The organism is Pseudomonas sp. Eqa60 (assembly GCF_018326405.1).
In the GTDB taxonomy this organism is placed as follows: domain Bacteria; phylum Pseudomonadota; class Gammaproteobacteria; order Pseudomonadales; family Pseudomonadaceae; genus Aquipseudomonas; species Aquipseudomonas protegens.
In genome coordinates this window covers 5,203,040-5,222,359 of sequence record NZ_AP024342.1, presented here as the reverse complement: position 1 = coordinate 5,222,359, position 19,320 = coordinate 5,203,040, and the positions used below count along the sequence as shown (strand labels likewise).

Here is a 19,320-nt window from a genome sequence, read left to right as displayed (position 1 = left end):
CACGCCTGCTTGAAATCCTGAACGGGTGGTGCGTATTTTGTACGGGTCGCCGTTCGCGGCTCGTATAACAACAAGGATTGAGTCATGACAACCGATGGCCACAGTTCACTCGCCGAGCGATTGACGGGCATTGATGAGATCGAATGTGTCACCGCGGATCTCAATGGCGTGCCGCGGGGCAAGGTAATGACCGCCGAGGGGTTCCTCGAAGGGCGGCGCTTGCAGATGGCGCGGGGGGTGCTGCTGCAATGCATCATGGGCGGTTATCCGCCAGCACGTTTCTACGGCAGCGACGACGGCGACCTGGCGCTCAATGCCGACCCCCGGCAGATCTACCGCCTGCCCTGGAGCGAAACGCCCAGAGCGCTGGCCATCTGTGACGCCGATGAGCTCAGCGGCGAGAGTTCGCGGCTCTCCACTCGTGGGCAGCTCAAGCAGGTAATCGCCCGTTATGCCGCCCTGGGCCTGGCGCCGGTGGTGGCCACCGAGCTCGAGTTCTTCGTGTTCGCGGCCAATGACGATCCAGCGCAGCCCTTCCGGCCGCCGGTCGGCCTGGATGGGCGCCGGGAGGAAGGCTATTCGGCGTTCAGCGTGAGTTCCAACAATGGTCTGCGGCCATTCTTCAAGGAGGTCTACGAAGGCATGGCCGCCCTGGGCCTGCCCCGCGATACCTTCATGCACGAGATGGGCGTCAGCCAGTTCGAAATCAACCTGTTGCACGGTGACCCGCTGTTGTTGGCGGACCAGACCTTCCTGTTCAAGCACCTGCTCAAGGAGGTGGCGCTCAAGCACGGCCTGATCGTGGTCTGCATGGCCAAGCCCTTGGCTCACACGCCGGGCAGCTCGATGCATATACACCAGAGCCTGGTGGAGATGGGTAACGGCCGTAACGTTTTCAGTGACGACGCCGGGCAACCTACGGCGATTTTCCGGCATTTCATTGGCGGCCTGCAGGCCGGCCTCGCCGACTTCACTGCCTTGTTCGCCCCCAATGTGAACTCCTATCAGCGCTTGTGTCATCCTTACGCTTCGCCGAACAATGCGTGCTGGTCCCACGACAATCGGGCCGCTGGCCTGCGGATTCCGGCCAGTTCACCGGTGGCGCGACGGGTGGAAAATCGTCTGCCGGGGGCGGACGCCAATCCTTATCTGGCGATCGCCGCGAGCCTGGCAGCAGGTTTGCATGGCATCGAGAACGAGTTGGAGCCAACCGCTGCCATCCAGGGTGAGTTCGAAGTGCCGGACAATCTTTCGTTGCCCTGTACCTTGCATGCGGCCCTGGAGCGTCTGAAACGTAGCCAGTTGGCCAGGGAACTGTTCGGCAACGAGTTCATCGAAGGCTACATCGCTTCGAAGACCATGGAGTTGACCAGTTTCTTTGATGAAATTACTCCCTGGGAGCGGCGTGTGTTAGCGGCCCAGGCATAACCGAACCGTCGCTGGTCGGGCCCCGGTTTGCCGGGGCTCGATACCTCATTCAAGGAGCCGCTCGGAACGCCGATGCGCCAAATCTGGAAATCCTTTCGAGCGCTTTATTTCGCGTCGCTGATGATGCTGATTGGCTCTGGCCTGCTCAGCACTTATCTGGCCCTGCGCCTGGCCGCCGATCATGTCGACGGGCTATGGGTGGGGGCCTTGATGGCGGCCAACTATTTCGGCCTGGTTTTGGGGGGCAAGCTGGGGCACCGACTGATTGCCCGGGTCGGGCATATCCGTGCCTACGCCACCTGTGCCGGGATTGTCGGCGCAGCAGTGCTGGGCCACGGCCTGGTGGACTGGTTGCCGGCCTGGCTGGTGCTGCGGATGATCGTGGGCCTGGGGATGATGTGCCAGTACATGGTCATCGAAAGCTGGCTCAATGAGCAGGCCGACGCCAAGCAGCGCGGGCTGGTGTTCAGCGGCTACATGATTGCCTCTTACCTGGGCCTGGTGCTGGGGCAGTTGATACTGGTCATGCACCCGGCCCTGGGCCTGGAGCTGCTGATGCTGGTGGCGCTGTGCTTTGCCCTGTGCCTGGTGCCGGTGGCCATGACCCGGCGCATTCACCCGGCACCCTTGCGCCCTGCACCCATGGAGCCGCGCTTCTTTATCAAGCGTGTACCGCAATCGCTGAGCACGGTATTGGGTTCGGGGCTGATCGTCGGTTCGTTCTACGGTCTGGCGCCGCTCTATGCCTCGCAACAGGGCTTGAGCACCGAGCAGGTGGGTCTGTTCATGGGTAGCTGCATTTTCGCCGGGCTGGTGGTGCAGTGGCCGCTGGGCTGGCTGTCCGACCGCTATGACCGGGCGCTGCTGATCCGCTGTTTTGCCTTGTTCCTGGCGGTGGTGGCCTTGCCCCTGGCGATCCTGCCTTCGGTGCCGCTGGAGGTCCTGTTTGTTCTGGGCTTCCTGTGTTCCCTGGTTCAGTTCTGTCTCTATCCACTGGCGGTGGCGTTCTCCAATGACCATGTGGAAGGGGATCGACGGGTCTCGCTGACGGCGATGCTGCTGGTGACCTATGGCGTGGGTGCGAGTATTGGTCCGTTGGCGGCAGGCGTGCTGATGAAGTTGTTCGGTAGCCAAATGCTCTACGCCTTCTTCAGTTTCTTTGCCCTGGTGCTGGTCTGGCGGATTCGGCCGAAGGCCGTGACCAATCTGCATCAGGTCGACGATGCGCCACTGCATCACGTGGCGATGCCGGACAGCATGTCCAGTTCACCGTTGGTGGCGGCTCTGGACCCGCGGGTTGACGAACAGGTGGTTCAGGACCAGATGCAGAGCGCGCCCGCGCCGGAAGCTGCGCCTGATGAGCCTGCAGCGGATACCCCGCAGGCTGCGGACGAACCGCCTGCCGAGGAGTGCGCCCGGGAACACCTCAGCGGGGCCAGGCCTTAGCAGCAAAAAAAACGGGCAGTTGCCGCAAGGCACTGCCCGTTTTCATTGATACTTTTGAGTCAGAGGTCGTCTTTATCGAAGCGCCGCGCTTCACGCTGCAGTTGATAGACGAAGCGTTCGACCTGGCGCTGTACCAGGCCGCTCATGTTGTGGAAGCGTACGCCGGCAAAGGTGGTGTCGATACGTTCTTCGTGGTGCAGGTAACGCAGTTCCACCGGGGCCGTCATGCTGCCGAAGGGCAGGGCGGCGATAAAGCGCTCGTAAACCTGGCCCAGTTGCAGGCGTGAGGAAATATCGCCGTCGAAACGCAATTTGCAGCCGGTGGCGGAAATGTCCAGCAGCTTGCCGCTGAGGGGCGACTTGAGTTTCTCGCCGCTCAGTTCGATGTCTACCAGTTGTGCCAGCTTGAGGGCGGCACGAAAGGCGTTGCGGCGCTGGTGGTAGACCACTTCGTCCGGCAGGGTGGTGCGATAGCAGCGGCCACCGTTGGATTCGTCGAGGGTGGGCAAGCCGTTGCTTTCCCAGGCGATGCGTACGCCTTCATGAAAGCCTTCAACGCGAAACGGTTCGCCTGCGAGCAGGAAGCGTTCACCGTCGCGGGGGATCATTTCGTCGAGGGCGATCATGTTGCTATCGCGGTCCACTTCCACCAGATAGCTTTGGAAGCGCTGGCTACGCTCGTGGAAAGTGATGATCAGCGGGTCATGGCTCTCTTGCAGCAACCGCAGGTTGGAAGAGATCTCCAACGCAGTGGTGAGCACCTTGGGTGGCTGCGGAGTATCTTCCGCATTTGAGGCGTTGAACACGGTTCATCAATCTCCAGACAAAATACAACTACACGCAGGAGCCAGCATTTTGCCAGCATGTTTCACGGCTTGGTAGCGCGCGCTCATTTTTTGGGTTTAAGCCTGACTGAGTGGGCGTGGCTTCGCAAGCATTGAGGTAGAGCCGCGGGCGTCGTATAGGGCAGGAGGTTCGCCACCATTGAGGATTTTCAGCTGGTTGGCGGTGGTGGCCTGTTGGATCTGGATCGAGCGACCATTGAGCTCGTTGGCAGCTTGGCACTCGGCAAGCAATTGGGTCAGGACATTGCTCTGTTCGAGCAATTGCGCGCCCAGGCTGGAGTGGCTGGCCAGTTGCTCGAGCCCCTCGCGGTTGGTCGGCAGGTTCAGGCTGGCAAGAATTTGCGTGCGCTTACGGCCATGCTGTTCCAGCAAGATGACCAAGGCTTGCTTCTGCGCCAGGATATCTTCCAGCAGCGGCATGTCGCGGCCGTGGAGGGCGATAGACTCGGCGCGTAGCAGCTCCAGCAAGTGTTGCGCTGGAGCAAGGTCATCGTTGATCAATTGCAGTAGGTTGGTGTCGTGCATGGCTGGCCTTGGGGATTAAGCGTCCAAAAGCCTGGCGCAAGCCTGGGGCTAGCGCTGGGCTTCGAAGTTAAGCAGTTTGCTGGCTACGCGGTTGCTGTCGACCTTATAGCTGCCATCGGCAATCGCTTGCTTCAACTCGGCCACCCGGGCTTTGTCGACGGCAGGCTGATCACGCAGCTTGTCAGTGACTTTCTGCAACTGTTGAGCCTCATTGCTCAGGTGTACCGATTCCCCGCTTTTGCTGGTCTCGGCGGCGGTTGTCAGCGGCGTGGATTTGCCGGCATCACCGGTTTCCTTGCTGGTGCTGGTACGCGTACTGCCTGTCAGTGAAGGGGAGCTGTTTAAACGGCTGAAGTCGATGACCATGATGAAGTAAACCTCTGGGTATTTGGACGCTTGCCATGTTTTCGGCCATACCCTGAAAAACTTTAGGCTCGATTGTCGACAAACCAGGTCAGGTATCTGCGACCCTTTATCGGCCACAGTTTAGGGAACGCACGGCTTGAGCGCCAGCTATCTACATGGCCACTTCCACTTGCCCTGGCGCCGTGATGCGGGCCTTGATCACCCGTTGCGAATTGAGGTTCTTGACCCGGATCTGTTCGCTCATGCCGCCGTTGGACAGCGCCTCGCCCGGCATCCGTACATTCAACGTGCCGCTGCGTGCCGATATCACCACTTGATCGCCCTTGCGCACGACTTCCGCCTGCTCCAGATGGGCCAGGGTAACGAGCTGGTCGGCGACCATTGGTCGGACAAGTTTCTGACCAATGGCTTGGTCCACTGAGGTGAGGTAGCCCTGATTGTTCTGGCTGATGTCCCGTTCGCGCAGCACCACGTCTTCCGGTTCGATGATGCCGGCGCGCTTGAGCGGGCGTGCAGTGGTGACCACCTCGCGAAACAGCTTGACCTGCGCCGGCACGAATACCGTCCATGGCGAGGCGCCTTCGCAGCGCACTTTGACGGTGACCCGCCCCAGCGGTTGGGCCGGGCTTTCCAGGTTGGCTGTCAATTCCTTGTCGCAATTGGGCATGCGCATGCGCGGGTCCAGCTGGTTGACCTGGATTTCATAGCGACCTTCCGTTTGACTGGTGGCCAGGTAGTCTTCTACCGTGAATTCAAGAAACCCTTGAGTGACGCCGATAAGAAGATCAGGCAGGGTGACCGAATCAGCAACGGCAGGGTTGCCGGGGTTTAAAATGCACAGAGCCGACAGCCCGCACAGCAAAGTGCGGTAGCGGGATGTCAGGCGTCGGAAAAATGTCGTTTTGGCGTTCATAACAGTTAAAAAGCAAGCGCCGTGCCGTTTAGCAATGAGCGTGCGTCGGATCTTAAAGCTTTGGGGAGTCTGGGCATGGCTGGTGTAATGGATTCGGTGAACCAGCGCACGCAATTGGTTGGGCAGAATCGACTAGAGTTGTTGCTGTTCCGTCTGGACGGTGGGCAGCTCTACGGGATCAACGTATTCAAGGTTCGCGAGGTGCTGCAATGCCCTAAGCTGACCCTGATGCCCAAATCCAGTCCTGTGGTGTGCGGTGTCGCGAATATACGAGGGGCAACCATTCCGATCCTGGATCTGGCAATGGCTACGGGTTCTGGTGGCCTGCAGGACCAGAGCAATCCGTTCGTCATCATCACTGAGTACAACACCAAGACCCAGGGTTTCCTGGTGCGCTCGGTGGAGCGCATCGTCAACATGAACTGGGAAGAGATCCATCCGCCGCCCAAGGGGACCGGACGCGATCACTACCTGACGGCGGTCACTCGGGTGGACAACCAGTTGGTGGAAATCATCGACGTGGAGAAGATCCTGGCGGAAGTCGCGCCGACCTCGGAGGCGATCTCGGCAGGAGTGGTGGATGTCGAAACCCAGCACAAGGCTGTTTCCCTGCGGGTGCTGACCGTCGATGACTCGTCGGTGGCACGCAAGCAGGTCACCCGTTGCCTGCAAACCGTAGGTGTCGAGGTAGTGGCATTGAATGATGGCCGGCAAGCGCTGGATTACTTGCGCAAACTGGTGGACGAGGGCAAGAAGCCGGAAGAGGAATTCCTCATGATGATTTCCGACATCGAGATGCCCGAAATGGACGGTTACACCCTCACGGCCGAGATACGTAATGATCCACGCATGCAAAAGCTGCATATCATCCTGCATACTTCGTTGTCAGGGGTGTTCAATCAGGCGATGGTGAAGAAGGTCGGTGCCGATGACTTCCTTGCCAAGTTCCGCCCTGATGACCTGGCATCCCGGGTAGTCGACCGGATCAAAGCAGCAGATCACAGCTAAGGGCACTCGCCCTGGCGGACATAAGATTTAAGAGGCGGCAGCATTGTCTACGGGTAATTTGGATTTTGAACAGTTCCGGGTCTTCCTGGAAAAAGCCTGTGGTATTTTGCTCGGGGAAAATAAGCAATATCTAGTCTCGAGCCGTCTCAACAAACTGATGGAGCAGCAAGGGATAAAAACCTTGGGTGAGCTGGTCCAGCGGATTCAGACCCAGCCCCGCAGTGGTTTGCGCGAGATGGTCGTGGATGCCATGACGACCAACGAAACCTTGTGGTTTCGCGACACCTACCCTTTCGAGGTGTTGAAGAACAAGGTGCTTCCCGAAGCCATCAAGGCCAGCCCCAACCAACGCTTGCGCATCTGGTCGGCGGCCTGTTCGTCGGGGCAGGAGCCCTACTCGCTGTCGATGTCCATCGATGAGTTCGAGCGTAGCAACATGGGGCAGTTGAAGATGGGGGTGCAGATCGTTGCCACTGATCTGTCCGGGACCATGCTCAACAACTGCAAGACCGGTGAATATGACAGCCTGGCAATTGGACGTGGCCTGTCGGCCGAGCGCCTGCAGCGTTACTTCGACCCCAAGGGGCCGGGGCGCTGGGTGGTCAAGGCGCCGATCAAGAGCCGCGTGGAGTTCCGCTCGTTCAACCTGCTGGACAGCTACGCCAGTCTCGGCAAGTTCGACATCGTGTTCTGTCGCAATGTGTTGATCTACTTCTCGGCGGAGGTCAAGAAGGACATCCTGATGCGCATTCACAGCACCCTGAAGCCTGGCGGCTACCTGTTCCTGGGGGCTTCCGAAGCCCTCAATGGGCTGCCGGATCATTATCAGATGGTGCAATGCAGTCCGGGCATCATCTACCAGGCCAAGTAGCCAGCAGATCGTCGTACCGAAAAAGGAGGCCATTGGGCCTCCTTTTTTGTGCCTGCAATTATCTGACGCGCCGGCTGAAAACGGCAGGGTGGTTGCCGCTTTGCCGGTGTTTCGCGGAAATCCGTTGCCGCTTTTCTGGCATTGCCGCCTTGCCGTCGCCGGCAAACCCTTGAAATACGGGGTTTGATGACTTGGCACGCAGCTTGCTATATCCGAGTTACGAAAAATCAGGTCACCCAAAGGTTTCCGCCATGAGCATCAGCTTCGATAAAGCGCTCGGTATCCACGAACAGGCCCTTGGCTTTCGCGCCAAGCGTGCCGAAGTTCTGGCCAACAACATCGCCAACGCCGATACCCCGAACTACAAGGCTCGGGACCTGGACTTCTCTGCCGTGCTTGCCGAGCAGAATCAGAAGGCCCAGAACGGTACCTTCGCGTTGAACATGACCAACAACCGGCATATCGAAGCCCAGGGCTTGAGCAGTGGTGATGAATCGCTGCTGTATCGCACCCCGATGCAACCTTCGATCGACCAGAACACCGTGGACGCCCAGCTGGAGCAATCGAGCTACGCGCAGAACTCGGTGGATTTCCAGGCCAGCTTCACGCTGCTCAACAGCAAATTCAAAGGGCTGGTAGCAGCCCTGCGCGGAGAGTAATCCATGTCCCTCGCCAGTGTTTTCAATATTGCCGGTAGTGGCATGAGCGCCCAGACCACCCGTCTGAACACCGTCGCCAGTAACATCGCCAACGCCGAGAGCGTCTCGTCGAGCATCGACCAGACCTACCGCGCTCGTCACCCGGTGTTTGCCACCATGTTCCAGGGTGCGCAAAGCGGCGGCAGCGACTCGCTGTTCCAGAACCAGGACGCTGCCGGCCAGGGCGTGCAGGTACTGGGTGTGGTCGAAGACCAGAGCAACCTCGAAGCTCGTTACGAGCCGAACCATCCCGCCGCTGATGCCAAGGGTTATGTCTACTACCCCAACGTCAACGTGGTGGAAGAAATGGCCGACATGATTTCTGCCAGCCGTTCGTTCCAGACCAACGCTGAAATGATGAACACCGCCAAAACCATGATGCAGAAGGTCCTGACCCTGGGTCAGTGATAAGGGGCGAAGACCATGAGCGTTACTGATACCACCAACGCCCCATCCCTCAAGGATATCCTGGCGAATTCGTCGAAAACGACGAGCAATACCAGCGCCGACGGCCTGGCCGCGGCGACCAACAGCGCCACCGGCAAACAGAGCCTGGGCAAGGACGCATTCCTCAAGCTGCTGGTAACCCAGCTGAACAACCAGAACCCGCTGGATCCGCAGGACAACAGTGCGTTCGTTGCGCAGTTGGCGCAGTTCTCCACCCTGGAAGGCATCACCACCCTCAACTCCTCGGTGAATGCGATCACGGGTAACTACAAGTCTTCCCAGGCCTTGCAGGCTTCGTCCCTGGTGGGGCGCTCGGTCATCGTGCAGACCGGCACTACCCAGGTCGACACCAGCAAGAGCATGACCGGCTCGGTCACCGTGCCATCCAGCGTGAACTCGGTCACCGTGACCGTCACCGACAAGGACGGCAATACCGTCAAGACCATCGACATGGGCAGCCAGAAGGCCGGCAACGCCAGCTTTGTCTGGGATGGCACCAAGACTGACGGCACCAAGGCGGATCCGGGCAACTACACCTTCAAGGCCAGCACCACCATCGATGGCAAGGGCACTGATCTGATCACCTACCTGCCGGCCACGGTCAATAGCGTGACCATCAGCCAGACCGGCGGCGAGTTGATGTTGAACCTCGCCGGCATGAGCAGCCCGATTGCCCTGTCCAAAGTACAAACCATTGGTATCTAGAGCCGACTAACCGGCACAAGGAGTGGAATATGTCTTTCAATATCGGCCTTAGCGGTCTCTACGCTGCCAACAAACAGCTGGACGTTACCGGCAACAACATCGCCAACGTCGCTACCACCGGCTTCAAATCCTCCCGTGCGGAGTTCGCCGACGTCTATTCGGCCACCAAGCTGGGCAGCGGCACCCAGGTGATTGGTAACGGTGTGCGCCTGGCCAACGTTTCCCAGCAGTTCACCAACGGTGATATCAACAACACCGGTAATGTGCTGGACATGGGCATCCAGGGCCAGGGCTTCTTCGTGCTGAGCACCAACGGCTCCCTGACCTACACCCGTGCCGGTACCTTCAAGACCGACAAGGAAGGCTACATCACCAACAGTGACGGCACTGCCCGCCTGCAAGGTTATGCGGTCGATGCCAACGGCAAGATCATCAACGGTGTGCTGACCGACCTGCGGATCGATACTTCGAACCTGGCGCCAAAGCCAACCGACTCGATCTCCTCGACGATCAACCTGAACTCCGATTCGACGCCGATCGATGTGGGTGCGACCACTCCGGCCTATGTGTTCAATCCGACCGACAACACCACCTACACCAAGCAGTTCAGCACGCCTGTGTATGACACCCAGGGCAACAAGCACGTCATGGATCAGTACATGATCAAGACGCCGAACGCCAATGAGTGGCAAACCTACACGCTGATTGATGGTCGCAACCCGGACGGTACTGCATTCACCATGGCCAACCAGTCGCCGATCACCATGAAGTTCGACTCGTCGGGCAAGCTCAGCAGCATGACCCCGCCAGCTGCGCCTGGGACCACGCCGTATACCATTACCGGTAACAGCATTGTCATGTCGGCTGCGGCCTGGACCCCGGGTACCGTCACTAACGGCGTGTTCACTCCCAATGGCGCCAAGCCTGCACCTAACGGTGTCAGCATCGACATGACCAAAACCGGTTCGGTGTTTGGCGAAAGCACCCGCTCGGTGATCGCGCAGAACGGCTACTCCACTGGCCAGATCAGCAGCCTGACCATCGATGGCACCGGTGTGATGCTGGCCAACTTCAGCAACGAGCAGACCAAGCCGATCGGTCAGATCTCCCTGGCCAGCTTCACCAACGAGCAGGGCCTGCAGCCGGTAGGCGGCACTCAGTGGAAAGAGACCTACTCGTCCGGTATTCCAGGTTATGACGCGCCGAAGACTGGCACCCTGGGGGCGATTCAGTCCAACTCCCTGGAAGAGTCCAACGTCAACCTGACCAACGAACTGGTAAACCTGATCAAGGCCCAGAGCAACTATCAGGCGAACGCCAAGACCATCTCCACCCAGAGCACCATCATGCAGACCATCATCCAGATGACCTGATGCAGGTTGGCTGAAACGCTTTACGAAAAGCCCCTCCTCGAGGGGCTTTTTTGTGCCTGTTCGATAGTGCTGTTCGCTCTGCAAGAACCGCTGCCGCAGGGGCTGGCTTGCCAGCGAAGGCGCTCTCGGTGCAGTGCAAGGCTTCGGGCCTCTTCGCTGGCAAGCAGGCTCCTGCAGCTTTGTTGCGGGCAAAAGAAAACCCCCGATAAACCGGAGGTCTATCGGGGGGTGGGGCAGGTGCCCGCAGGCACCTGTCGGCTCAGCTTATTGGCAAGCTTCGCAATCCGGCTCGTCGATGGCGCAAGCCTTAGGTACAGGAGCTGGGCCGGCTGGAGCCGCGAGGACCGAGTCGTCACCGTGGTTGCCGCCGCTGGAAACAGCGTTCAGCTTGCCGGTGTTGATGGTGGACTTCTCGGTGCTGGTGGCGGCCAGGGCGCGGAGGTAGTAGGTGGTTTTCAGGCCACGGTACCAAGCCATGCGGTAGGTCACGTCCAGCTTCTTGCCCGAAGCGCCGGCGATGTACAGGTTCAGCGACTGAGCCTGGTCGATCCACTTCTGGCGACGGCTGGCGGCGTCGACGATCCACTTGGTTTCCACTTCGAAGGCAGTCGCGTAGAGCTCCTTGAGCTCCTGCGGGATGCGCTCGATCTGCTGTACCGAACCGTCGTAGTACTTCAGGTCGTTGATCATGACCGAGTCCCACAGACCGCGAGCCTTCAGGTCGCGAACCAGGTACGGGTTGATCACGGTGAATTCGCCCGACAGGTTGGATTTCACATAGAGGTTCTGATAGGTCGGTTCGATCGACTGCGACACGCCGGTGATGTTGGCGATGGTGGCGGTCGGTGCGATGGCCATGATGTTGGAGTTACGAATGCCTTTCTGTACACGGGCGCGAACCGGTGCCCAGTCCAGGGATTCGTTGAGGTCCACATCGATGTACTTCTGGCCACGGGCTTCGATCAGGATCTGTTGCGAATCCAGCGGCAGGATGCCCTTGGACCACAGCGAACCCTGGAAGGTCTCGTAGGCGCCGCGCTCGTCGGCCAGGTCGCAGGAAGCCTGGATTGCGTAGTAGCTGACCGCTTCCATGGACTTGTCGGCGAACTCGACGGCTGCGTCGGAACCGTAGGCGATGTGCTGCAGGTACAGCGCATCCTGGAAGCCCATGATGCCCAGGCCGACCGGACGGTGCTTGAAGTTGGAGTTCTTCGCTTGCGGCACCGAGTAGTAGTTGATGTCGATCACGTTGTCGAGCATGCGCACGGCAGTGTTCACGGTGCGTTGCAGCTTGGCGGTATCCAGCTTGCCGTCGACGATGTGGTTCGGCAGGTTGATCGAGCCCAGGTTGCAGACTGCGATCTCGTCCTTGTTGGTGTTCAGGGTGATCTCGGTGCACAGGTTCGAGCTGTGGACCACGCCCACGTGCTGCTGCGGGCTGCGCAGGTTGCACGGGTCCTTGAAGGTCAGCCATGGGTGGCCGGTCTCGAAGAGCATGGACAGCATCTTGCGCCACAGGTCTTTGGCCTGGACGGTCTTGAACAGCTTGATCTTGTTGTACTCGGTCAGGGCTTCGTAGTACTCGTAGCGCTCTTCGAAGGCCTTGCCGGTCAGGTCGTGCAGATCAGGCACTTCCGATGGCGAGAACAGGGTCCACTTGCCGTCGTCGAAGACGCGCTTCATGAACAGGTCGGGGATCCAGTTGGCGGTGTTCATGTCGTGGGTACGACGGCGGTCATCACCGGTGTTCTTGCGCAGCTCGATGAACTCTTCGATGTCCATGTGCCAGGTTTCCAGGTAGGCACAGACAGCGCCCTTGCGCTTGCCACCCTGGTTCACGGCTACCGCGGTGTCGTTGACCACTTTCAGGAAGGGCACGACGCCCTGGGACTTGCCGTTGGTGCCCTTGATGTAGGAGCCCAGTGCACGTACCGGAGTCCAGTCGTTGCCCAGGCCGCCGGCGAATTTCGACAGCATGGCGTTGTCGTGGATGGCGCCGTAGATGCCTGACAGGTCGTCCGGAACGGTGGTCAGGTAGCAGCTCGACAGCTGTGGACGCAGGGTGCCGGCGTTGAACAGGGTCGGGGTCGAAGCCATGTAGTCGAAGGACGACAACAGGTTGTAGAACTCGATGGCGCGGTCTTCACGTTGTTTCTCTTCGATTGCCAGGCCCATGGCCACGCGCATGAAGAAGATCTGTGGCAGTTCGAAACGCACGCCATCCTTGTGGATGAAGTAGCGGTCGTACAGGGTCTGCAGGCCCAGGTAGGTGAACTGCTGGTCGCGCTCGTGGTTGATCGCCTTGCCGAGTTTTTCCAGATCGAACTCGGCCAGTACCGGGTTCAGCAATTCGAACTCGATACCCTTGGCGACGTAAGCCGGCAGCGCCTTGGCGTACAGGTCGGCCATTTCGTGGTGGGTGGCGCTTTCGGCTACTTCGAGGAAGCCCAAGCCTTCGGCACGCAGGGTGTCCATCAGCAGGCGGGCAGTCACGAACGAGTAGTTCGGCTCGCGCTCGACCAGGGTGCGGGCAGTCATCACCAGAGCGGTGTTGACGTCTTTGAGTGCCACGCCGTCGTAGAGGTTCTTCAGAGTTTCGCGCTGGATCAGGTCGCCGTCGACTTCTTCCAGGCCTTCGCAGGCTTCGCTGACGATAGTGTTCAGGCGGCCCATGTCCAGGGGCGCGAAGCTGCCATCGGTGCGGGTGATGCGGATCGAAGGGTGGGCTTGTACCGGCTCTTCGCTGGTGGAGCGGGTGGCCCGTTCCTTGGCGCGGGAGTCACGGTAGATCACGTAGTCGCGGGCGACTTTCTGCTCGCCGGCGCGCATCAGGGCCAGTTCTACCTGGTCCTGGATCTCTTCGATGTGGATGGTGCCGCCCGAAGGCATGCGACGCTTGAAGGTTGCGGTGACCTGTTCGGTCAGGCGCGCCACGGTGTCGTGGATTCGCGACGAGGCAGCGGCGGTGCCGCCTTCAACTGCGAGGAACGCTTTGGTGATCGCGACGGTGATCTTGTCATCGGTATAAGGAACGACAGTGCCGTTACGCTTGATCACGCGCAATTGGCCAGGTGCGGTAGCAGACAGATCCTGAGTGGAATCGGCGGCCTGCGGCGCATTGGCCTGCGAGTTCTCGCGAGTTGTGTCGGTTTGCATGGGTGTCTCCACGTTCTCTATGTTTGTTTGGGCACCGTTTGGGTGCCCACCGTTCCGTCCTGAAGCACTACAGCCGGCATAGGCCGGGCATAACGACTTCGGGACAGTTCAGGAAGGGGGCTATAGGCGCCGCTTCCATGCCGAAGTCATGGGTGCCGAGCCGGGGCTCGGCACCTTATTCCTGGTGGGTGACAGTCTTGTTGCTGCAACACCCGTACCGCTTTCTCCTGGACAGGGTGGAAAACGATGCCATCCGCACGCGCGGTCTTGGTCTTCTGAAACAGCGATTGGTTCCACCAAACGGGGCAAGAAAAGGGCTTGAGTTTCTTGGCTGAATTGTGTTTGGTTTTTTGCGCAAAACCCTAGATATAGGGATTTTTAGCCGCCGGGCTACAAGATAATGCGTTTGGGGGGCTGATTGCAACGTACTGCCTGTGGATAAGGTTGTGCGTAAATTGTGTATGGACTGGGTAAAACTCACGCAGCCCGCAGTCCCAGTGGATGGAACCGTTTGTCACTGTTTTTTACCGTCGAAAATTGCCTTGGGCGGATTTTTGCGGGCGCGAACCCTATCACAAAAAAACGCCCTGACCGAGTCGTTTTAGCCGCTTGTGTCGGCGCCTGTGCCGGTTGCTACAATCGGCAGCGATCGACCGGGGTTTCCCGGCCTTTCCCATGGCAAACCAGCCACCTTTCCCAGAGCGTGTTATCCGCCTTTTTCATGACAGAAAGACGGGGGCTTTCCTGCTCAAGGTGGACTGGCAATAGAACAAGAAGAGGTCGTGCGTGGAACAGGAAGCCTGGCAGGTACTGATTGTCGAGGATGACCAGCGTCTGGCTGAGTTGACCCGTGAATATCTCGAAAGCAATGGCCTGCAGGTGGCGATCGAGGGCAACGGTGCCCGGGCCGCGGCCAGGACCATTGCCGAGCAGCCGGATCTGGTGATCCTCGACCTGATGCTGCCCGGTGAAGACGGCCTGAGCATCTGCCGCAAGGTTCGGGATCGTTATGACGGAGTGATCCTCATGCTCACCGCCCGTACCGATGACATGGACCAGATCATGGGCCTGGACCTGGGTGCCGACGACTATGTCTGCAAGCCGGTGCGCCCGCGGTTGCTGCTGGCGCGCATCCAGGCCCTGCTGCGCCGTAGCGAAGCGCCGGAGCCGGCGGTGGAGAAAACCCGCCGCCTGCAGTTCGGCCCGCTGGTGGTGGACAATGCCCTGCGCGAGGCCTGGCTGAGCGATGCCGGGATCGAATTGACCAGTGCCGAGTTCGACCTGCTGTGGCTGCTGGTGGCCAATGCCGGGCGGATCCTGTCCCGGGAAGAAATCTTCACCGCCCTGCGCGGCATCGGCTATGACGGCCAGGACCGCTCCATCGATGTGCGGATCTCGCGCATCCGCCCGAAGATCGGTGACGATCCGGAGCACCCGCGGCTGATCAAGACCATTCGCAGCAAGGGTTACCTGTTCGTCCCCGAAGCTGCCGCCGACATGCGCTCGTGAACTCGATCTTCCTGCGGATCTACGGCGGTATGTGCGCCGCGCTGATCCTCGTGGCGTTGCTTGGAGTCCTGGCCCTGCATCTGTTGAACCAGGTGCGCAGCGAGCAGTACCGCGAGCGGCTGGCCCACGGCACTTTTTCGCTGATGGCGGACAACCTGCAGCCGATGAGCGAGATCGAGCGTCGCCGGGCGCTGGCGGTGTGGGAGCGCTTGCTGGGCATTCCCCTGAGTCTCAAGACCTTCAGCCAGACCGACCTGGACAGTAGCCAGCGCGGTCGGGTGCTGCGCGGCCAGGCGCTGGTGGAGCAGACCGGCCCCTTCGCCGCCCGGGTCTATCGCCTGGTCAGCGAGAAGGAACAGCTGCTGCTCAGTGCCGAGGTCCAGCAGATCAGCGAGCAGTTGGCCCGGGCCACTATCTACCTGCTGGCGGATGAGCTGGTGCGTTATCCGGTGGCAGAGCAACCCCAGCGCCTGGCTGCACTCAAGGAAGCCAAGGGGTTTGGCTTCGATATGCAGTTGTCGACTCTGGACGCCGCCGACATGGACGAGGATCAGCGGCGCCGGGTGGCCGAGGGCGACACGGTGATGGCCTTGGGCAAGGGTGGCGATTCGATCCGGGTCTTCGCCGGCCTGGTGGGCACGCCCTGGGTGCTGGAGATCGGCCCGCTGTATCAGATGAATCCCTATCCGCCGCAATGGCTGGTGCTGATTGCCGTGCTGGGCCTGAGCCTGATCGGCCTGATCGTCTATCTATTGGTGCGCCAGCTGGAGCGGCGCCTCAGCGGCCTGGAGTCGGCGGCCACGCGAATCGCCAAGGGCAGCCTGGAAACCCGCGTGCCGGCCCGTGGCGCGGACTCGGTGGGGCGCCTGGCGGCGGCCTTCAATGGCATGGCCGAGCACTTGCAGCGCCTGCTGGCGATTCAGCGCGAGCTGGTACGTGCGGTGTCCCATGAGTTGCGCACACCCGTGGCGCGGCTGCGTTTCGGCCTGGAGATGATTGCTTCGGCGAGCACCGATCAGGCCCGGCAGAAGTACCTGGACGGCATGGACAACGACATTCAGGACCTCGACCGGCTGGTGGACGAAATGCTGACCTACGCCCGTCTGGAGCAGGGCTCGCCGGCCCTGAATTTCCAGCGTATCGACCTGGATGCGCTGATCAACCAGGTGATCAGCGAACTGGCGCCGTTGCGGGCCAATCTCAAGGTCCGGCGTGGCCTGTGCCTGTCTGCCGCCGAGTGTGACGGTGCGTGGGTCGAGGCCGAGCCGCGCTACCTGCACCGGGCCTTGCAGAACCTGGTGGGCAACGCCATGCGTCATGCCGAGTCCCAGGTGACGGTCAGCTATCAGGTAGGGCAGTTGCGCTGCCGGGTGGATGTGGAAGATGACGGTCCCGGCGTGCCGGAGCATGCCTGGGAAAAGATCTTCACCCCATTCCTGCGCCTGGATGACAGCCGCACCCGGGCTTCCGGCGGGCATGGGCTGGGGCTGTCGATTGTGCGGCGGATCATCCATTGGCACGAGGGCCGTGCCCTGATCAGCAAGAGCAAGAACCTGGGCGGTGCCTGCTTCAGCCTGAGCTGGCCACGGCATCAGGAACCCCGTTGAGGGCGGCCCCGGTTCAGGCCTTGATGGCCACCAGGCTCAGCAGATGATCGTCTTGCACGGCGAACTGCCCTTGCAGTTCGCGGCCGTGCTGCCATTCCTCGGACAGATCGGTCAGCAGGCGCATCCGCACCGGCCCTTCGGCAGACCATTCCAGGACTTCGGCGTGTTCGAAATAGAAGCGTTTGTGCACCAGCGGGTACAGGGCCTTGAACAGGCTTTCCTTGATCGAGAAGGTCAGGGTTACCGCCAGTGCATGCAGCTCGGCCGGCAACTGGTCGCGGCGCTGCAGTTCGGCCGGGGTCAGGATCTGCTCCGCCAGTTTGGCCGCACGTTCTGCACTGAGCAGGTGTTCCAGGTCCATTCCCAGGCCACGCCAGTGTTGCTTGTCGGCGACGATGGCCGCGGCGCGTCCGCTGCTGTGGGTGATCGAACCGCAGATGTGTTCGGGCCAGATCGGCGCTCGGTCATCGCCAATGGGCGGTACCCAGTCCAGTCGTTGCAGTTGCTGCAAGGCGGCTCGGGCACACAGGCGTCCAGCGAGAAATTCGGCCTGACGCTTGGCCACCGAACGCTGGATGCTCGGCGGTGCCTCAATGCCGCTGCGCTGAAAATCATCCGCGGCAAGTTGCCCGGGATCGAATCGGGTACTTAGCCAGAGGGCTTGGGGCAGGACGTTCGGCAGCGGCCAGGCAGCGTCCAGAGGGGTGCAGCAAGCGGGGAGGGGGGGAGAGCATTCATGGCCGCTAGTGTGCCGGGTTGCTGCGTTTGAGGGTAGTCGGGTGAAGCGCAAAGGGTTGCCGCAGCGCACTGACCGCAACCCAGGTACGGCGGCTAGCCAAACAGTTTTTTGAAGAATGCCTGCATGTCTGCCCAGGAACGCTCATCGGCGGCCTTGTTGTAGCCGATGTCCGGCCCGCCGTGTTCGCCATGGCTCAGGCGGTCGGCATCGGGATTGCTGAAGCCATGCTTGGCTCCCTCCAGGCTGACGAAGCGGTAGTCGGCGCCGGCCTTGTCCATTTCCGTTTTGAAGGTGGTGACGTTGTCCGCCGTCACCATGCTGTCCTGGGCCCCATGTTCCACCAGGATCTTGGCCTTGACGCTGCCGGGGGTAGCCGGTGTGGCGGTGGCCAGGGCACCGTGGAAACTCACCACGCCGGCCAGGGGCAGGCCCTGGCGCGCGGCGTCCAGGACAATCTTGCCGCCAAAGCAGTAGCCGATGGCGGCGAGTTTCTGCGGATCGGTCTGCGGTTGCTGTTTCAACAGCTCAAGGCCGGCGTTGAAACGTGCACTGGCAGCGGTACTGTCCTTCAGCGCGGCCTGCATGAAGGCCATGGCGTCCGCCGGGTGTTCGGTGTGCTTGCCCTGGCCGTACATGTCGATGGCCAGGGCACTGTAGCCAAGGGCGGCAAGGTCCCGGGCCCGGCGCTTGGCGTAGTCGTTGAGGCCCCACCATTCATGCACCACCACGATGCCCGGGCGCGGGCCCTGTAGGGCGTCGTCGTAGGCGTAGTAGCCGATCAACTGAGTGCCGTCGGTGCTGCGATAGGGAATTTCCTGAGTCTTGATGGCGGCCTGGCTGAGGCTGCCGAGGGTTAACAGGACCAATGCGACGAGCATGCGCATGAGGGGAACTCCGGTTGAAAAGGTGTCAGCACAGCCTAGTCGATCTGGTTCAGGCGAGGTTAAGGGTGTGTTCAGGGGGAGTTCAGGGCGGGCTGTTTACTCTAGCCCCGTACCCAAAAAGCCAATAGCGCAAAGGAAACTTCCTATGACTTCATTGAAAAAACTGTTCCTGGCCTTTACCGTCTTCGGCGCCAGCGCCGCTGCCCAAGCCGCTGACAGCAACTTCGTTGGGTTGTCCTTCGGCCAGACCAGCGACAAGATCAACAAGTCCAGCCAGCTCAACAGCAACCTGGGCCACCCGAACGCCGATGGCGTGATCGGCAAGGACAACACCTGGGGCATACGCGCCGGTCAACAGAATGACCAGGGTCGTTACTACGCTACCTACGATTATGTGTCTGGCTCCCACAACGGCATTAAACTGCGCCAGCAGAACCTGCTGGGCAGCTACGATATGTTCCTGCCGGTGACCAGCAGCACCAAACTCTTTGGCGGCGGCACGGCCGGCCTGACCAAGCTGACTCAGGAGTCTCCGGGCTTCAGCCGTGACAGCGACATTGGTTACGCGGTGGGCGTACAGGCCGGCGTCCTGCAACAGGTTTCACAGAACACCTCGGTGGAGCTCGGCTACCGTTACCTGCGCAGCAATGCCGGAACCGAGATGAGCGAGCGCGGTGGCAGCAAGCAGGGTTCGCTGAGCCTTACCAGCAGCGCCCAGACCTACCTGTCGGCCAACTACGCTTTCTGATAAGCGGCCTGGCCTGGACCGCGCCGGATCGTGCCTTGGGCACGGTCCGGCG

General features: G+C 60.5%; 18 protein-coding genes. 11 read left to right on the top strand and 7 right to left on the bottom strand.

Annotation, left to right across the window (positions count from 1 at the left end):
* Positions 1-186: 186 nt before the first annotated feature.
* Together KI242_RS23425 and KI242_RS23420 are read left to right on the top strand one after the other, a co-directional pair.
* Positions 187-1,428: a glutamine synthetase family protein gene (locus tag KI242_RS23425; RefSeq protein WP_212806399.1), complete on the top strand. Its 1,242-nt coding sequence runs from the start codon at positions 187-189 to the stop codon at positions 1,426-1,428.
* A gap of 72 nt (positions 1,429-1,500) precedes the next feature.
* Positions 1,501-2,874, top strand: a complete 1,374-nt coding sequence (locus KI242_RS23420) for an MFS transporter (protein ID WP_019092800.1) — start codon at positions 1,501-1,503, stop codon at positions 2,872-2,874.
* 59 nt (positions 2,875-2,933) lie between these two features.
* Here the strand turns inward: KI242_RS23420 and KI242_RS23415 are convergent, their stop codons facing one another.
* From KI242_RS23415 to flgA, 4 genes are all read right to left on the bottom strand, one after another.
* Complete coding sequence (locus tag KI242_RS23415) at positions 2,934-3,680, bottom strand: flagellar brake protein (RefSeq protein ID WP_011062749.1); 747 nt, start codon at positions 3,678-3,680, stop codon at positions 2,934-2,936.
* Positions 3,681-3,776: 96 nt separating this feature from the next.
* Positions 3,777-4,244, bottom strand: a complete 468-nt coding sequence (locus KI242_RS23410) for a flagellar protein FlgN (protein ID WP_011062748.1) — start codon at positions 4,242-4,244, stop codon at positions 3,777-3,779.
* A 48-nt stretch (positions 4,245-4,292) separates the two neighbouring features.
* The gene (gene flgM, locus KI242_RS23405) at positions 4,293-4,610 is read right to left on the bottom strand and encodes a flagellar biosynthesis anti-sigma factor FlgM (protein WP_011062747.1); all 318 of its coding nucleotides are present in this window, start codon (positions 4,608-4,610) and stop codon (positions 4,293-4,295) included.
* Positions 4,611-4,761: 151 nt separating this feature from the next.
* Complete coding sequence (flgA, locus tag KI242_RS23400; RefSeq protein ID WP_011062746.1) at positions 4,762-5,523, bottom strand: flagellar basal body P-ring formation chaperone FlgA; 762 nt, start codon at positions 5,521-5,523, stop codon at positions 4,762-4,764.
* Between the two features lie 75 nt (positions 5,524-5,598).
* Here flgA and KI242_RS23395 point away from each other — a divergent pair, with 75 nt between their 5' ends.
* The 6 genes from KI242_RS23395 to flgE all read left to right on the top strand — a co-directional run bounded on the left by KI242_RS23395 (position 5,599) and on the right by flgE (position 10,625).
* Positions 5,599-6,531 (top strand): chemotaxis protein CheV, encoded by a 933-nt coding sequence (locus tag KI242_RS23395; protein ID WP_011062745.1) that lies wholly within the window; start codon positions 5,599-5,601, stop codon positions 6,529-6,531.
* Between the two features lie 43 nt (positions 6,532-6,574).
* Positions 6,575-7,402, top strand: coding sequence for a protein-glutamate O-methyltransferase CheR (gene cheR / locus KI242_RS23390; RefSeq protein ID WP_011062744.1), 828 nt, complete (start codon positions 6,575-6,577; stop codon positions 7,400-7,402).
* 251 nt (positions 7,403-7,653) lie between these two features.
* On the top strand, positions 7,654-8,061 hold the full coding sequence (gene flgB / locus KI242_RS23385) for a flagellar basal body rod protein FlgB (protein ID WP_011062743.1): 408 nt from the start codon (positions 7,654-7,656) through the stop codon (positions 8,059-8,061).
* A 3-nt stretch (positions 8,062-8,064) separates the two neighbouring features.
* A complete protein-coding gene (flgC, locus tag KI242_RS23380; RefSeq protein WP_011062742.1) occupies positions 8,065-8,508 on the top strand; it encodes a flagellar basal body rod protein FlgC in 444 nt (147 codons plus the stop codon).
* 15 nt (positions 8,509-8,523) lie between these two features.
* Entirely contained in the window at positions 8,524-9,252 is a 729-nt protein-coding gene (gene flgD, locus KI242_RS23375; protein WP_011062741.1) for a flagellar hook assembly protein FlgD, read from the top strand.
* Between the two features lie 29 nt (positions 9,253-9,281).
* Entirely contained in the window at positions 9,282-10,625 is a 1,344-nt protein-coding gene (gene flgE, locus KI242_RS23370) for a flagellar hook protein FlgE (protein WP_011062740.1), read from the top strand.
* 264 nt (positions 10,626-10,889) lie between these two features.
* Here the strand turns inward: flgE and KI242_RS23365 are convergent, their stop codons facing one another.
* The gene (locus KI242_RS23365; protein WP_015636664.1) at positions 10,890-13,781 is read right to left on the bottom strand and encodes a ribonucleoside-diphosphate reductase subunit alpha; all 2,892 of its coding nucleotides are present in this window, start codon (positions 13,779-13,781) and stop codon (positions 10,890-10,892) included.
* A gap of 786 nt (positions 13,782-14,567) precedes the next feature.
* On the opposite strand from KI242_RS23365, the gene KI242_RS23360 reads away from it, so the two are divergent.
* Both KI242_RS23360 and KI242_RS23355 read left to right on the top strand, forming a co-directional pair.
* A complete protein-coding gene (locus KI242_RS23360; protein ID WP_212805597.1) occupies positions 14,568-15,290 on the top strand; it encodes a response regulator in 723 nt (240 codons plus the stop codon).
* Positions 15,287-16,897, top strand: coding sequence for an ATP-binding protein (locus KI242_RS23355; protein WP_011062737.1), 1,611 nt, complete (start codon positions 15,287-15,289; stop codon positions 16,895-16,897). The genes KI242_RS23360 and KI242_RS23355 overlap by 4 nt, the downstream gene beginning before the upstream one ends.
* A gap of 13 nt (positions 16,898-16,910) precedes the next feature.
* Here the strand turns inward: KI242_RS23355 and KI242_RS23350 are convergent, their stop codons facing one another.
* Together KI242_RS23350 and KI242_RS23345 are read right to left on the bottom strand one after the other, a co-directional pair.
* On the bottom strand, positions 16,911-17,597 hold the full coding sequence (locus tag KI242_RS23350) for a 4'-phosphopantetheinyl transferase superfamily protein (protein WP_212806398.1): 687 nt from the start codon (positions 17,595-17,597) through the stop codon (positions 16,911-16,913).
* A gap of 131 nt (positions 17,598-17,728) precedes the next feature.
* A complete protein-coding gene (locus KI242_RS23345; RefSeq protein ID WP_015636662.1) occupies positions 17,729-18,520 on the bottom strand; it encodes a dienelactone hydrolase family protein in 792 nt (263 codons plus the stop codon).
* Between the two features lie 145 nt (positions 18,521-18,665).
* Here KI242_RS23345 and KI242_RS23340 point away from each other — a divergent pair, with 145 nt between their 5' ends.
* Complete coding sequence (locus KI242_RS23340) at positions 18,666-19,268, top strand: outer membrane beta-barrel protein (RefSeq protein ID WP_015636661.1); 603 nt, start codon at positions 18,666-18,668, stop codon at positions 19,266-19,268.
* Positions 19,269-19,320 lie beyond the last annotated feature (52 nt).

Excerpts from the sequence above, each read along its gene's own strand:
- flgB (WP_011062743.1), top strand. The coding sequence starts at position 7,654 with ATGAGCATCAGCTTCGATAAAGCGCTCGGTATCCACGAACAGGCCCTT.
- flgA (WP_011062746.1), bottom strand. The coding sequence starts at position 5,523 with ATGAACGCCAAAACGACATTTTTCCGACGCCTGACATCCCGCTACCGC.
- flgD (WP_011062741.1), top strand. The coding sequence starts at position 8,524 with ATGAGCGTTACTGATACCACCAACGCCCCATCCCTCAAGGATATCCTG.
- KI242_RS23410 (WP_011062748.1), bottom strand. The coding sequence starts at position 4,244 with ATGCACGACACCAACCTACTGCAATTGATCAACGATGACCTTGCTCCA.
- flgE (WP_011062740.1), top strand. The coding sequence starts at position 9,282 with ATGTCTTTCAATATCGGCCTTAGCGGTCTCTACGCTGCCAACAAACAG.
- KI242_RS23420 (WP_019092800.1), top strand. The coding sequence starts at position 1,501 with ATGCGCCAAATCTGGAAATCCTTTCGAGCGCTTTATTTCGCGTCGCTG.
- KI242_RS23425 (WP_212806399.1), top strand. The coding sequence starts at position 187 with ATGACCGCCGAGGGGTTCCTCGAAGGGCGGCGCTTGCAGATGGCGCGG.
- flgC (WP_011062742.1), top strand. The coding sequence starts at position 8,065 with ATGTCCCTCGCCAGTGTTTTCAATATTGCCGGTAGTGGCATGAGCGCC.
- flgM (WP_011062747.1), bottom strand. The coding sequence starts at position 4,610 with ATGGTCATCGACTTCAGCCGTTTAAACAGCTCCCCTTCACTGACAGGC.
- KI242_RS23340 (WP_015636661.1), top strand. The coding sequence starts at position 18,666 with ATGACTTCATTGAAAAAACTGTTCCTGGCCTTTACCGTCTTCGGCGCC.
- KI242_RS23345 (WP_015636662.1), bottom strand. The coding sequence starts at position 18,520 with ATGCGCATGCTCGTCGCATTGGTCCTGTTAACCCTCGGCAGCCTCAGC.
- KI242_RS23395 (WP_011062745.1), top strand. The coding sequence starts at position 5,599 with ATGGCTGGTGTAATGGATTCGGTGAACCAGCGCACGCAATTGGTTGGG.
- KI242_RS23365 (WP_015636664.1), bottom strand. The coding sequence starts at position 13,781 with ATGCAAACCGACACAACTCGCGAGAACTCGCAGGCCAATGCGCCGCAG.